Source organism: Pseudomonas sp. MHK4 (assembly GCF_054600775.1).
Window position 1 is genome coordinate 393,619 of the sequence record NZ_BAAIAK010000003.1, and the last position, 14,218, is coordinate 407,836.

Below are 14,218 nucleotides of genomic sequence, written 5' to 3' on the forward strand. Positions count from 1 at the left end.
GCTGCGGGTTCAAGGACACAGGTAACTCATGAAGCAATATCTCGAACTGGTCGCCCACGTCATCAAGAACGGCACCAAACAGGCCAACCGCACTGGCGTGAACACCATCAGCTTTCCGGGCGCGATGTTGCGCTACGACCTGAAGGAAGGTTTTCCGGCGATCACCACGCGCAAGATGGCCTTCAAATCGGCCATCGGCGAGATGTGCGGGTTCCTGCGTGGCGTGAACAATGCCGCCGAATTCCGCGCCTTGGGCTGCAAGGTCTGGGACCAGAACGCCAACGAAAACGCCCAGTGGCTGGCCAATCCGTTCCGCCAGGGTGAGGACGACCTCGGTGAGATCTACGGCGTGCAATGGCGCAAATGGCCGGCGTACAAGCAGATCCCGGTCAGCAACCCGGCCGCCATCGAGCAGACCCTGAAGCAAGGCTACCACCAGATCGCCGAAGGTGAAGAAGATGGCCAGGCCTACGTGGTGCTCTACAAGGCCATCGACCAGGTTCGCCAGTGCGTCGACACCATCATCAAGGACCCGGGCAGCCGCCGCATCCTGTTCCACGGCTGGAACGTCGCGCAGCTCGATGAAATGGCCTTGCCGCCTTGCCATCTGCTGTATCAGTTCCACCCGAATGTAGAGACCAAGGAGATTTCCCTGACCCTCTACATCCGTTCGAACGACCTGGGCCTGGGCACGCCGTTCAACCTCACCGAAGGCGCCGCGCTGCTAAGCCTGATCGGGCGCCTGACCGGCTACACGCCGCGCTGGTTCACCTATTTCATCGGTGATGCCCACGTCTACGAAAATCACCTGGACATGCTCAACGAACAGCTCAAGCGCGAGCCGTTCCCGATGCCGAAACTGGTGATCAGCGATCGTGTGCCGGAGTTTGCCAAGACGGGTGTTTATCAGCCGGAGTGGCTGGAGCTTGTTGAACCGAGTGATTTCTCGCTCGAGGGCTATCAGCACCACGCACCCATGACCGCGCCGATGGCTGTCTGAGTCTGGCACCGCTTCGCGGTGATCGCTGGCAAGCCAGCTCCTACAGATTCACCGAAACCCTGTAGGAGCTGGCTTGCCAGCGAAGAGGTCCTCAATGCCCATGACTTCTCCCGACATGTGAATGCTCCACCTCCGTCGCCACAACCCCGCCACTCACTTCCAACCGCTGCAAAATCCCGCACTGATCGACATCCGGCCCTTCACCACAGCGTTGGCGCAGGTCGAGCAACTGTGTCTGCAGCGCCATCAACCCATCGATCCTCGCCTTGACGTGGTGGATGTGCTCGTCGATCAACGCATTCACGCTTTCGCACTGATCCTGCGGGCTGTCGCGAAAGGCCAGCAGGCTGCGGATTTCTTCGAGGGTCATGTCCAGGGTGCGGCAGTTGCGGATGAAGGTCAGGCGTTCGGCGTGGGCCTGGGTGTAGACGCGGTAGTTGCCGTCGCTGCGGGCCGGTTCCGGCAGCAGGTTCTCGCGCTCGTAGTAGCGGATGGTTTCCACCGCGCAGTCGGTGAGTTTGGCCAGCTCTCCAATCTTCATGACGGCAATCTCCAAATAGGTGCTTGACCCTATAGTGGCTACAGGGTCTTTACTTGGCAACAGGCACCTTCAAGGACGCGAGCTAATGAGCGATTCCCTACATACCCACAAACCCGAGGCTGAGCACGATCACAGCCACAAACTGCAGCCTGTATCAAAGCATGCGCATGGCAGCCATGGTGATTCCTGCTGTTCGTCGAAAGCAGCGGCGCCGTCGCTGATCAAATTGAGCGAAGCGCCGACGGCCGGCGCGCGGCTGAGCAGCTTCCGCATCGAGGCCATGGATTGCCCGACCGAACAAACGCTGATCCAGAATAAGCTCGGCAAATTGGCCGGTGTGCAGCAGCTGGAATTCAACCTGATCAACCGTGTGTTGGGCGTCACCCATGACCTGCCGAGCACCGCGCCGATCATCGACGCGATCAAGTCCCTCGGCATGCAGGCCGAGCCGATAGAGAAGGGCGTTGAAGCGCCCGCGCCGGCTCCAGAGAAAAAGCCCTGGTGGCCCCTGGCGCTGTCGGGTATTGGCGCGCTGGCCGCCGAAGTGATTCATTTCACCAACGCTGCGCCGAATTGGGTTGTAGCGATCATTGCGCTGGTCTCGATCCTCAGCGGCGGCCTCAGTACCTATAAAAAAGGCTGGATCGCCCTTAAAAACCTCAACCTGAACATCAACGCACTGATGAGCATCGCCGTGACCGGCGCGATCCTCATCGGCCAATGGCCCGAAGCGGCTATGGTGATGTTCCTGTTCACCGTGGCCGAGTTGATCGAGGCCAAATCCCTGGACCGGGCGCGCAACGCCATCAACGGTTTGATGCAGATGACCCCGGAGCAGGCCTCGGTGTTGCAGGCCGATGGCAGCTGGATCGCGCAGGATGTCAAAACCATCGGGCTCGGTGCGCGGGTGCGTGTACGCCCCGGTGAGCGCATCGGCCTGGACGGTGAAGTGCTGTCCGGCAGTTCGACCATCGATCAGGCGCCAATCACCGGTGAAAGCCTGCCGGTGGAGAAAACCGTTGGCGACAAGGTGTTCGCCGGCACCATCAATCAGGCCGGTTCCCTGGAATATGCCGTGACCGCGCAAGCGAACCATTCGACTCTGGCGCGGATCATCCACGCCGTCGAACAGGCTCAGGGTGCGCGCGCACCGACCCAGCGATTCGTTGACCAGTTTTCGAGAATCTATACGCCAGCCGTGTTCCTCCTCGCCCTCGCGGTGGCGGTGATTCCTCCGCTGTTCATGGACGCGTTGTGGTTCGACTGGATTTATCGCGCACTGGTGTTGCTGGTGGTGGCGTGCCCCTGCGCCCTGGTGATTTCCACCCCGGTGACCATCGTCAGCGGCCTCGCCGCCGCTGCGCGCAAAGGCATTCTGGTGAAGGGCGGCGTTTATCTGGAAGGTGGCTACAAGCTCGATTACCTGGCGCTGGATAAAACCGGAACCATCACCCATGGCAAACCGGTGCAGACCGATTATCTGTCGCTTGACTCGGCTGCCGCCGGATCTGCGCCGGCGATTGCCGCGGCGCTGGCCGGTCGTTCGGACCACCCGGTGTCGCTGGCCATCGCCAATGCGGCTGTGGATAAACAATCCGCGCCGTTGATTGTGGATAACTTCGAGGCCCTGGCAGGGCGCGGGGTGCGGGGTGACATCAACGGTCAGACCTATCACCTGGGCAACCACCGGCTGGTGGAAGAGCTGAACCTGTGTTCGCCCGAGTTGGAAGAGAAGCTGTTCGCGCTGGAAAAACAGGGTAAATCCGTCGTGCTGCTGCTCGATCCGTCCGGCCCATTGGCGCTGTTCGCCGTGGCCGACACGGTGAAGGAGTCCAGCCGCGAAGCGATCCAGCAGTTGCATGACCTGGGCATCAAGACCCTGATGCTCACGGGCGACAACGTCCACACTGCCCAGGCGATTGCCGCGCAGGTTGGCATCGACGAGGCCAAGGGCGATCTACTGCCTAGCGACAAGTTGCAGGCAATCGAAGCGCTGTATGCCAAGGGTCATAACGTCGGCATGGTGGGCGACGGCATCAATGACGCTCCGGCACTGGCCCGTTCCGAGATTGGTTTCGCCATGGCGGCCGCTGGCACCGACACGGCCATCGAAACCGCCGATGTCGCCCTGATGGACGACGATCTGCGCAAGATTCCGGCGTTCATTCGCCTGTCGCGCCAGACCTCGAGCATCCTCAAGCAGAACATCGCCCTGGCATTGGTGACCAAGGCGATCTTTCTTGGGGTAACCTTTGCCGGCCTCGCTACCATGTGGATGGCGGTGTTCGCCGACATGGGCGTGAGCCTGTTGGTGGTGTTCAATGGATTGCGCCTGCTGCGCAAATAGACGATGAGGGATGGTTGTGCTGAGTGCCGAGCTGAAGGCGTTTTACATGGTTGCCCGCTTGGGCAGCATCACCCTGGCAGCGAAAAAGCTCGGCTTGAGCCAACCCACGGTGACCACCCAGATTCGCAATCTGGAAAGCCAGTACTCGGTTGAACTGTTCTACCGTGGCGGCCGCCGTCTCAGCGTCACCGATGAAGGGGCGCGGCTGATGCCGATGGTCAAGGCGCTGCTGCAGCAGGAAGCCGACATCGAGTTTTTCCTGCGCAATAGCGGGCAGGTCCAGGGCACGTTGCGCATTGCCGCCACGGCGCCGTATTACATCCTCGACCTGGTGAAGACCTTCCGCGAGCGCCTGCCGCAGGTGGAAGTATCGGTGGAGATTGGCAACTCCCAGCAAGTGCTGGAAGCGCTCGAGGAGTATCGGGTCGATGTCGCGGCGTCCTCGCAGTTGCTGGAGGATGCGCGGCTGATTCGGCGGGTGCTCGGCAGTGATCCGCTGGTGCTGGCGGTGCATCGCAATCATCCGCTGGCGGTTCACGATCACGTGCCGCTTGGCGCATTGGCCGGGCATACCTTGTTGATGCGCGAGCCGGGTTCGACCACCCGCCGTTTGACCGAAGAATTGCTCGCCAGCGCCGGTGTGTGTTTCGGGCCACTGCTGGAGATCGGCAGCCGCGAATCGATCCGCGAGGCGGTGTTGCGCAACATCGGCATCAGCATCATCGCCCGCCAGGAAGTGCCCCACGATCCGCAGTTGCGGGTGCTGACGATCGAGCATGCGCCGCAGATTCCTGAGTATTTGTATTGCCTCAAGGAACGCAAGAACGCGCGGCTGCCGGCGGCGTTCCTGGGGTTGGCGCAGGAAATGTCCCCGGCCTGAGATCTGCGGTGGTTGTTCGGTCCTCTTCGCTGGCAGGGGAATGCGAAACCTTGTAGGAGCTGGCTTGCCAGCGAAGGCGTCAGTCCAGACAGCACATCTCCCAACCCAAATCCTTGAATACCACTATCGGCAGTTTTTGCCTTACTGCCACATGACGGACGCATTACAACCCTAGGATGGCCCCATCTGCCAGATGAGGTCCGTCCATGAACAGCTCGATCGCAACCGCCCTGACCAACCCCGGCGCCCCTATGAAGGTGCGCGGCGTACAGAAGCGCTTTGGCGCCTTTACCGCGCTGGACAACGTTTCCCTCGACGTGGCAGCCGGTGAACTGGTGTGCCTGTTGGGCCCTTCGGGCTGCGGCAAAACCACCTTGCTGCGTTGCATCGCCGGTCTTGAGAAGCAGGACAGCGGCGAGCTGTACCTGGGCGATCGCGACGTTTCCCATCTGGCGCCCCAGGCGCGGGACTACGGCATTCTGTTCCAGTCCTACGCGCTGTTTCCCAATCTCACTGTCGAAGCCAACATTGCCTACGGCCTGGCCGGCAGTGGTCGCGACCAGGTGCGTCAGCGTGTCGGTCAAATGCTGGAGCTGGTCGGCCTTGTCGGCAGCGAGAAAAAGTACCCCGGCCAGTTGTCCGGCGGCCAGCAGCAGCGTGTGGCGCTGGCTCGCGCCTTGGCCCCGGCACCTTCGCTGTTGCTGCTGGACGAACCGATGTCGGCCCTTGATGCCCGCGTCCGTGAGCACCTGTGCACCGAGCTGCGCCAGCTGCAACGCAGCCTTGGCATCACCACCTTGATGGTCACGCACAATCAGGATGAGGCCATGCTGATGGCCGACCGCATCGCCGTGATGAACAACGGCAAGGTCGAGCAGTACGCCACGCCGCAGGAAATCTACAACCGTCCGGCCACGCCGTTCGTGGCGGAGTTCGTCGGCCAGGGCAACTGGTTGCCGTTCCAGCGCAGCAGCGACAGCCACGCCCAGGTCGGCGGGATGAGCATGCGCCTGGCCGATGGCGGCGCCAAGACCGCGTCGGGCCGTTTGTTCTGCCGTCCGGAAGCGATCAACGTCAACCCGCTGGTGCACGAGGAAAACCTGTTCCCGGCCAAGGTTCGGGAAATCACCTTCCTCGGTAACCGCTGCCGCATGAGTTTCGAACTCGATCAATTGCCGGGCCATGCGCTGTTGGCGGAACTGGCACCGGAAGCCATGCCGCGCCTGGGCGCCCAGCAGATCATGGTCGCCTTGCCGCCACGCAGCCTGCAGGTGTTTGCCTGATGAGCGCGAACATCGCGCTACCGCTGCCGCAAAAGCAGGTGCGGCAGATTTCCCGTGCCGAGATCGGCGACCGGCTGTTCGTGGTCGGCGGCAAAGTCCTTCTGCTGGCGTTGTTGGGCGTCGCCGTCTTGATGCCGTTGCTGGCGATCTTCTGGCGTGGTTTCAGCGCCGAGGCCGGGCAGGGCGGTGGTTGGGTCGCGGCCAAGGAACTGGTGACCAGCGAGAACTTCCATTGGTTGCTCGGCAACAGCCTGAAGGTTTCCCTCAGCGTGGCGGCCATTGTCGTACCGCTGGCCTATCTGTTTGCCTACGCACTGCAACGCACCTTGATCCCGGGCAAAGGCATCTGGCGTGGCATTTCGCTGCTGCCCTTGATGGCGCCGTCGATGCTGCCCGGTATCGCGCTGGTGTACCTGTTCGGCAACCAGGGCATGCTGCGTGGCTTGCTCTCGGACAACATCTATGGCTTCTGGGGCATTGTGCTCGGCGAAGTCATCTACACCTTCCCCCATGCCTTGATGATCCTGCTGTCGGCGCTGTCCCTGGCGGATGCACGCCTGTTCGATGCCGCCTCCAGCATGGGCGCCAGTCCTGCCAAAGCCTTTCGCAGCATCACCTGGCCGGCGACCCGTCAGGCTGTATTCGCCGCATTCTGCCTGGTGTTCACCCTGACCATCACCGATTTTGGCGTGCCCGTGGTGGTCGGTGGCGACTATCAAGTGCTGGCGCTTGAAGCCTACAAGGCGGTGGTCGGCCAGCAACAGTTCGGTCGCGGCGCATTGATCGGCATGGTGTTGTTGCTGCCGGCGCTGTTCAGCTTCGGGGTCGATGCCTGGCTGCGTCGGCGCCACGGCGACTCCATGAGCGGTCGTGCCCAGGTGTTCAAGCCTGCACCCTCGAAACTGCGCGACGGCTGCTACCTGGCCGTGGTCCTGCTGATCTGCAGCGCGTTGCTGCTGGTGTTCGGCATGGCAGTGTTCTCATCCCTGGTGAAGTTCTGGCCGTACAACCTGTCGCTGTCGCTCAACCATTACCAGTTCAACGAAACCGCCGGCGGTGGCTGGCTGGCCTACGGCAACAGCGTGAAGATGGCGTTGTGCACGGCGCTGATTGGCAGCGTGCTGATTTTCACCGGCGCCTACCTGATGGAAAAAACCCGCGGCCAGCGCGGACTGAACCTGACCCTGCGCATGCTCAGTTTCGTCCCGATGGCGGTGCCGGGGCTGGTGCTGGGACTGGGATACGTTTTCTTCTTCAACCTCACCGGCAACCCGCTGCACGTGCTCTACGGGACCATGACCCTGCTGGTGGTCTGCACCATTGCGCACTATTTGACCACTGCGCAAATGACTGCCACCACCGCGCTGCGCCAACTCGACGCCGAGTTCGAAGCCGCCGCGCTGTCGCTCAAGGCGCCGCTGTATCGGCACTACCTGCGGGTCACCGTGCCGATTTGCCTGCCGGCGCTGCTGGACATCGTGCGCTACCTGTTCGTCTCGGCCATGACCACCGTCTCGGCGGCGATCTTCCTCTACAGCCCCGACACCATCCTCGCGGCGGTCGCGGTGCTGAACATGGACGACGCCGGCAACGTCGGCGGCGCGGCGGCGATGTCGACCCTGATTCTGTTCACCTCGGCGGGCGTGTCCCTGCTGCTGGCCTGGGCTTCGCGCGGTTTACTGCGCCGCTCGCAAGCCTGGCGGCAGACCGCGCCCGGTCACTGATGCATACCCTTGACTCAACTCAACTACAGGAAAAGATCATGTTCAAGCCTATGGCCCTGGCCGCTGCTGTCCTCACCGCTTTCAGCCTGAACGCCTTTGCGGCGAAAACCGAGTTGACGGTGTACACCGCCCTCGAAGCCGAGCAACTGAAGACCTATAAGGAAGCGTTCGAAAAGGCCAACCCGGACGTCGAGATCAAATGGGTGCGTGATTCCACCGGCATCATCACCGCCAAACTGCTGGCCGAAAAAGCCCGTCCGCAGGCCGACGCCGTGTGGGGCCTGGCCGCTTCGAGCCTGGCGATCCTCGACCAGCAAGGCATGCTGCAAAGCTACGCGCCAAAAGACCTCGGCAAGATCGGCGCCAACTACCGCGACGCCGCCAACCCACCTGCCTGGGTCGGCATGGACGTCTGGGCCGCGACCATCTGCTTCAACACCGTCGAAGCCGAGAAACAGGGCCTGACCAAGCCCGTGAGCTGGCAGGACCTGACCAAGCCTGAATACAAAGGCAAGATCGTCATGCCGAACCCGGCGTCATCCGGCACCGGTTTCCTCGACGTCAGCGCCTGGCTGCAGACCTTCGGCGAGAAGCAGGGCTGGGCCTACATGGACGGCCTGCACCAGAACATCGGCCAGTACGTTCACTCCGGTTCCAAGCCTTGCAAACTGGCGGCGGCTGGCGAATTCCCGATCGGCATTTCCTTCGAGTACCCGGCTGTTCAGCTGAAACGCCAGGGCGCGCCGCTGGACATCATCCTGCCGAAGGAAGGCCTGGGCTGGGAGATCGAAGCGACTGCCGTGATCAAGGGCACCGCCCACGAGGAAGCCGCGAAGAAACTGGCTGACTTCTCGGCCAGCGCCGAAGCGATGGATCTGTACAAGGAAAACTTCGCCGTGCTCGCGCAGCCTGGGATCGCCAAGCCGCAGACCGAACTGCCAGCGGATTACGAGCAGCGCCTGATCAAGAACGACTTCGCCTGGGCTTCGAAAAACCGTGACGAGATCCTGACCGAATGGCGCAAGCGCTATGACGGCAAGTCCGAGAAAGTGGCGGCCAAGTAAGATCTTTATCGGCTGACAGGGCCTCATCGCTGGCAAGCCAGCTCCTACAGGTGAACGCATACCCCCTGTAGGAGCTGGCTTGCCAGCGATTGCGGTCTTCCATTCAGAGCATTTCTTGATGACACAACACAACGACATGCTGATCATCGGCGCCGGCATCCTTGGGCTGTCCCATGCCTATGCCGCCGCCAAGCGCGGTCTCAAGGTCAGGGTTTTCGAACGCAGCGCAACGCCCCTTGGCGCTTCGGTGCGTAACTTCGGCCAAGCGCTGGTCACCGGCCAATCCCCGGGACCGATGCTGGCGCTGGCCCGGGCCAGTCGTGAAATCTGGGGCGACTGGGCGCAACTCGCCGGTTTGCAAATCAAGCGCAACGGCTCATACCTGTTTGCCCGCACCGAAGCAGAAGAACAGTTGCTGGAAGCCTTCTGCGCCGGTCGCGCCGTGGAACACGGCTACCGCGTCGAGCTGCTGCGCGGCGCCCAATTGGGTGATCTGTACAACGGCCAGTTCCGCCATCACCGCGCGGCGTTGCACGGCATGGACGACCAGCAACTGTATTCGCGCGAAGCGATTCCTGCGCTGATCGACTTTTTGCGTCGCGACCTGGGCGTCGAGTTTCACTTCTCCACCCTGGTGCGCGACATCGAGCCGGGCCGACTGCACAGCACCGCCGGCAGCTTCAGCGCCGAGCAGATCATCCTCTGTTCCGGTCACGACTATCAGACCTTGCTGGCCGAGCAGATCGCCGAACTCGACCCGCAAATCTGTCGCCTGCAAATGCTCCGCGCCCGGCCACAGATCAACCTCAACCTGCAACACGCAGTGCTCACCGGTTTGAGCTGCGTGCATTACGGCGCCTTCGCCGACTTGCCCGAAGCTGCAGCGGTGCAGGCCGAGATCCTGCAACACGCGCCGCACCTGGATGAAAACGGCATTCACCTGCTGATCAGCCCGACGCCCTATGGCGAGTTGATCATTGGCGACTCGCACCATTACGGGAGTGATCCGTCGCCCTTCAATGCCGAGCAGGTGGACGACTGGATGATCGAGTTGGCCGAGCAGACGCTGGGCTGCAAAGTGCAAGTGGTGGAACGCTGGCAGGGTGTCTATGGTTCACGGGGGCCAGGGCCGTTTTCGTTCCTGCGTCCGGAAAAGGGCCTGAGCGTGGCATTGATGCACACTGGCGTCGGCATGAGCGTCGGGCCGGCCATGGCCGAACGTAACGTCGCCACCCTGTTGGGAGAAATCTGATGCAACGCAACGAGCAAGTGATCGCCGACGTGTTCGCTTTGTACGAGCGCTTCGGTGACAGCGACTACATCGGCGAGCCGGTGTCGCAGATCGAGCACATGTCCCAGGCCGCGCAACTGGCGATGGCCGAAGGCTTTGATGATGAAGTGGTGTTGGCGGCGTTTTTTCACGACATCGGGCATATCTGTACCGACAGCGCCGAGAACATGGGCGGCTTCGGCGTAGTGAGTCATGAGCGGTTGGGCGCTGATTATTTGCGCCGTGCAGGTTTCGGCGAGCGAATGGCGCGGTTGGTGGAATATCACGTGCAGGCCAAGCGTTATCTGACACTCAGAGAGCCGGGGTACTACGAGCGTCTGAGCGAAGCCAGCCGTCGCACCTTGGAATATCAGGGTGGTGTGATGTCCGACGCTGAGGCCGATGCATTCGAGCAGGACCCGTTGTGCGCAGTCAGTCTGCGCATGCGCCAGTGGGATGAGCTGGCCAAGGAGATGCATGTGCCGGTGATTGATCTGGCTGTGTTGAAGGACAAGGCGGTGCGCCTGTTGGCGGCGTAAAGCCTGTGACACCGAGTTGCTGCATTCGCGAGCAAACCCACACACATTAGATCTGTGAATGACGCAGATTCAATGTGCGGGCTTGCTCGCGAAGGGGCCAGGGTCGGCACCACTGCTAATCGGCCCAACCGCTAAAGCTGCTGCGCCAACTCTTCGATCTGCTCCTGCCGCTCCGCTTGATTCAACTTCGGATGCGCATTGAGCGACGACCACTGCGGATGCGCCCGCGCCCTGTTCAGCGCTTCCGGCAGTTTGCCTTCGCGCCAGCTCTTGTCCTGCGGCGTGGCCACTTGAATGCTGTCCATCGCCGCATGCCCACGGGCGTTCAGCGCTTGCAGCAGTTGGCGTTGGCGCAGTGCCAACAGCCGCAACACGCTGTCATCCACAGTCAGCTCGCGCTGGCCCTTGATCTTGCCCAGCAAACGGCTGCCATAACTGCGCGCGGTTTGCAGCGCGCCGCCGGCGATCGCCCCGGCAAGGGCGGCAGCACCCAGCGTCAGGCCGCCGACCAGCAAGTCGACGCCGGCCCCCGCGGCGGCACCGGCAGCGATACCACCGCCCACCCGCACGCCCAGTTGCTTGAGGGTTTCGGGGTTGAACAAGTCATCGCCCCAACGCCCATCGAGCAGCGGCAGATCACTGGCCGCCGCGTCCTGTGGGCGAAACGCGTAGAGCTTGAGCAACGCTTCGACGCAACGCTGCTCGCGTTGGCGCACGGCTTTGCGCAGTTCATCGATCGCCTGTTGTTCCTGTTGCGCATCGCTGACCACGCTGCGCCGGCACGCGGCGCAATCGATCAACAATTCGGCAATCAAGCGCACCGCACTGCGCTCACGGGCCAGGCGTTGCGCCTGCTGGTCGGCGATCAGGCGTTCCAGTTGCGGCCGGGCGGTTTCCAGCAGCAAGGCCAGGCTTTCATAGAGCCGGCGCTCACCGTCCTCCGGCGGTGCGACGCTGTCGAAACGCACCAGCGCATGCAAACCCAGGCGCGCCAGTGCTTCACGCCACGCCGGCTCGCGATGGTTGGCGCTGCTGACAAAATTGAGCACCGGCAGCAGCGGTTTGCCGCAGCTGGCCAGCACTTCCAACTCATCGCGGTACTTGGCCAGGACCGGTTCCCGGGCGTCGATTACATAGAGCCCGGCGTCCGACGCCAGCAACTGGCGCAGGACCTTGGCCTCCTGTTCGAAGCGCTGCCGGGCTTCGCTGCCCTCAAGAAAACGCGCCAATCGCGCAGGGCCGTCCAGTCGCTCGCCGGGACGCTCCAGGCGTTCGAGGTAGTCGAGCAGGGCGATCGCGTCTTCCAGGCCGGGGGTGTCGTAGAGGTCCAGCAACGGCTCGCCGTCCACCGACAACCGCGCGCCTTCGACATGCCGCGTGGTGCTGGGGCGGTGGGACACTTCGCCGAAACCGACGTCGCGGGTCAGGGTGCGCAACAACGAGGTTTTGCCGACGTTGGTGTGGCCGACGACGGCGAGTTTCAGGGGATTAGTCATGACCCGTCTCCAGCCAGTTCATCGGTGCGCAATCGGCGAACGGCAGTTGCAGCTGTTGCAGCGCCACATGCCAGTCGCCCAGGCGTTCGGCGTCCAGCGCTTCACCGGGCGGCGCCTGCAGCAACCACACGCGGGTGGCGCTGGCGCTGCGGGCCAGTTCGGCAATTAATGCCAGGCTGCCGCGATCCGGTGAGCGCCGTGGATCGCAAGCGATCGCCAGGCGCGCGGGAGGAAAACGGCTCAGTTGCTCGAGGAGTTTGTTGCGCGATTCGCGGCTGTCAAGGATGCCGGCGTTGCTGACGTTCTTCGCCAGTGGTGGCGGCCACGGGCGATCGTCGTCCAGCTCGATGGCGACCAACAGTGCGCCATCGCTGTGTTGTTCAATGACGCCACTTTGCGCGCGATGAAGTTGAGCCGGCGCGGCATCGCTGACCCCCAGGCGTTCGCTGGTGGGCATCAGCCGTTCGCGCAGTTGGGCATAACCGGGCAGGTTCAGGTCGAGCTGCAAGGTTGCCCGGCCGGACTTCCAGCGCCACAGGCAAAACAACGCCAGCACCAGGCGCGGCACCACGCCGTAGACCAGCAACACGCCTACCAGCCAGGCCGCCCAGGCCTGGCGGGCACTTTCGATGTTCAATGCGGCGTCGCCACTGGCGCGGATCATCTCCTCGGTCGGTACGCTGAAGCCGAGCAAGGCCGGTAGTGCCCCGAGGGCCTGGGTCACCGTAATAAAGGTGTCGGCGCCGAGGATCGTGGTTTCCCAGACGAAGCCATAGCGTCGGGTGGCCATCAACGTCAGCAGAATCACCAGGGCACTGAGCATCGCCAGCAACCACAGGCCATTGACCAGTACGCCGATGGCCCAGCGATTGAGTTTCTGGCGTTGCAGCAACAGCAGCAGGGCCGGTGCCAGTTGCGCGGCCTTGGCGTCCCGGGCGAGTTTTTCGCTGAGCCACAGCCACAAGCGCCCGAGGCTGGCGCCGTGCTCGCCGGCGAACACCAGTCCCAGGGCCCAGCTCAGCAGCAGGATCAGGTTGAGCCCGAGCAGACTGCCCAGCGCCCAGAACACATTCACCGGGTGCAGGCCGTCGCCCATGGCGGCAAAGGCCAGGCCGGCGCCGCTGACCACGGCCAGCAGCGCCATTACGATCAGCGCCAGTCGCGCGCCTTGTTGCCAGTGTTTGAGGGCATCGCTCAGGCCATCGCGCTCGGCCAGCCACAGGGCGCGGCGTTGAATGCGCGTCGGCAGATCGCCGCCGGCGCTGCGGGCCAATCGGTTGGCTTCCAGATCTTCCAGGGGGCCTGCATGTTCTTCGCGCAGGCGGATGGTTTCTGTCAGCCAGAGAGTATTCAGTTCAGTCACGCGGCATCCCGTCGCTTAATTGAACTGTGAGCATAACCGCTGTGGCGCTTATCGGGGAAAGCGCGGCTCTGGTATCCTCGCCGGCATGACTAAATCACTCCCCCTCAGCCTGATCGCAGCCCTCGGTGAAAACCGCGTGATCGGCGTCGACAACAGCATGCCCTGGCACCTGCCGGGGGACTTCAAATACTTCAAGGCCACCACCCTGGGCAAGCCGATCATCATGGGCCGCAAGACCTGGGATTCCCTCGGCCGCCCGTTGCCGGGGCGCTTGAACATCGTGGTCAGTCGTCAGGCGGATCTGCGGCTTGAAGGCGCGGAGGTTTACCCGTCGCTGGAGGCGGCCGTGGTTCGCGCTGAAGAATGGGCGAAGGAGCAGGGCGTCGATGAGCTGATGCTGATTGGCGGGGCGCAGTTGTATGCGCAGGGTTTGGCGCAGGCCGATCGGCTGTACCTGACCCGCGTGGCGTTGAGCCCGGAAGGGGATGCGTGGTTTCCGGAGTTTGATTTGACCCAGTGGAAGTTGGTGTCGAATGTGCCGAATGCGGCGGAAGGTGACAAACCGGCGTACAACTTCGAAGTCTGGGAAAAAGCCTGAAAGCATCGCCAGCAGGCTGTCTCCCACAGTGGGTTTGAGGTGAAACACAGATTGTGTCATCGCCCAAAACCCCTGTGGGAGCCAGCCTGATGGCGATGAGGCCCGCTCAGACG

12 protein-coding genes are annotated in these 14,218 nt (G+C 62.7%); 9 read left to right on the plus strand and 3 right to left on the minus strand.

Going from position 1 to position 14,218, the window contains the following annotated elements; all coding sequences use genetic code 11:
* Window positions 1-28: 28 nt before the first annotated feature.
* On the plus strand, window positions 29-1,000 hold the full coding sequence (locus ACYP2Q_RS10475) for a thymidylate synthase (RefSeq protein ID WP_459730379.1): 972 nt from the start codon (window positions 29-31) through the stop codon (window positions 998-1,000).
* 91 nt (window positions 1,001-1,091) lie between these two features.
* Here the strand turns inward: ACYP2Q_RS10475 and cadR are convergent, their stop codons facing one another.
* Entirely contained in the window at window positions 1,092-1,541 is a 450-nt protein-coding gene (gene cadR / locus ACYP2Q_RS10480; protein WP_408599256.1) for a Cd(II)/Pb(II)-responsive transcriptional regulator, read from the minus strand.
* An 85-nt stretch (window positions 1,542-1,626) separates the two neighbouring features.
* On the opposite strand from cadR, the gene ACYP2Q_RS10485 reads away from it, so the two are divergent.
* The 7 genes from ACYP2Q_RS10485 to ACYP2Q_RS10515 all read left to right on the plus strand — a co-directional run bounded on the left by ACYP2Q_RS10485 (window position 1,627) and on the right by ACYP2Q_RS10515 (window position 10,648).
* The gene (locus ACYP2Q_RS10485) at window positions 1,627-3,888 is read left to right on the plus strand and encodes a heavy metal translocating P-type ATPase (RefSeq protein WP_459730380.1); all 2,262 of its coding nucleotides are present in this window, start codon (window positions 1,627-1,629) and stop codon (window positions 3,886-3,888) included.
* 16 nt (window positions 3,889-3,904) lie between these two features.
* Window positions 3,905-4,768 carry a LysR family transcriptional regulator gene (locus ACYP2Q_RS10490; RefSeq protein ID WP_459730627.1) on the plus strand — a complete coding sequence of 288 codons (864 nt, stop codon included), beginning with the start codon at window positions 3,905-3,907 and terminating at the stop codon, window positions 4,766-4,768.
* 206 nt (window positions 4,769-4,974) lie between these two features.
* A complete protein-coding gene (locus ACYP2Q_RS10495; protein WP_459730381.1) occupies window positions 4,975-6,051 on the plus strand; it encodes a putative 2-aminoethylphosphonate ABC transporter ATP-binding protein in 1,077 nt (358 codons plus the stop codon).
* Window positions 6,051-7,775: a putative 2-aminoethylphosphonate ABC transporter permease subunit gene (locus ACYP2Q_RS10500; protein WP_459730382.1), complete on the plus strand. Its 1,725-nt coding sequence runs from the start codon at window positions 6,051-6,053 to the stop codon at window positions 7,773-7,775. The genes ACYP2Q_RS10495 and ACYP2Q_RS10500 overlap by 1 nt, the downstream gene beginning before the upstream one ends.
* Window positions 7,776-7,813: 38 nt before the next feature.
* Window positions 7,814-8,839, plus strand: coding sequence for a putative 2-aminoethylphosphonate ABC transporter substrate-binding protein (locus ACYP2Q_RS10505; RefSeq protein WP_459730383.1), 1,026 nt, complete (start codon window positions 7,814-7,816; stop codon window positions 8,837-8,839).
* 118 nt (window positions 8,840-8,957) lie between these two features.
* A complete protein-coding gene (locus ACYP2Q_RS10510) occupies window positions 8,958-10,091 on the plus strand; it encodes a TIGR03364 family FAD-dependent oxidoreductase (protein WP_459730384.1) in 1,134 nt (377 codons plus the stop codon).
* A complete protein-coding gene (locus tag ACYP2Q_RS10515) occupies window positions 10,091-10,648 on the plus strand; it encodes a phosphonate degradation HD-domain oxygenase (RefSeq protein WP_459730385.1) in 558 nt (185 codons plus the stop codon). The genes ACYP2Q_RS10510 and ACYP2Q_RS10515 overlap by 1 nt, the downstream gene beginning before the upstream one ends.
* Before the next feature lie 131 nt (window positions 10,649-10,779).
* Here ACYP2Q_RS10515 and ACYP2Q_RS10520 read toward each other — a convergent pair whose 3' ends face one another.
* Window positions 10,780-12,144 carry a GTPase/DUF3482 domain-containing protein gene (locus ACYP2Q_RS10520; protein ID WP_459730386.1) on the minus strand — a complete coding sequence of 455 codons (1,365 nt, stop codon included), beginning with the start codon at window positions 12,142-12,144 and terminating at the stop codon, window positions 10,780-10,782.
* Entirely contained in the window at window positions 12,137-13,507 is a 1,371-nt protein-coding gene (locus ACYP2Q_RS10525) for a DUF2868 domain-containing protein (RefSeq protein WP_459730387.1), read from the minus strand. Before ACYP2Q_RS10525 ends, ACYP2Q_RS10520 begins: the two co-directional genes overlap by 8 nt.
* Window positions 13,508-13,592: 85 nt before the next feature.
* Between ACYP2Q_RS10525 and ACYP2Q_RS10530 the strand changes: the two genes are divergently transcribed.
* Window positions 13,593-14,105, plus strand: coding sequence for a dihydrofolate reductase (locus ACYP2Q_RS10530; RefSeq protein ID WP_459730388.1), 513 nt, complete (start codon window positions 13,593-13,595; stop codon window positions 14,103-14,105).
* The last annotated feature ends 113 nt before the right edge of the window (window positions 14,106-14,218 follow it).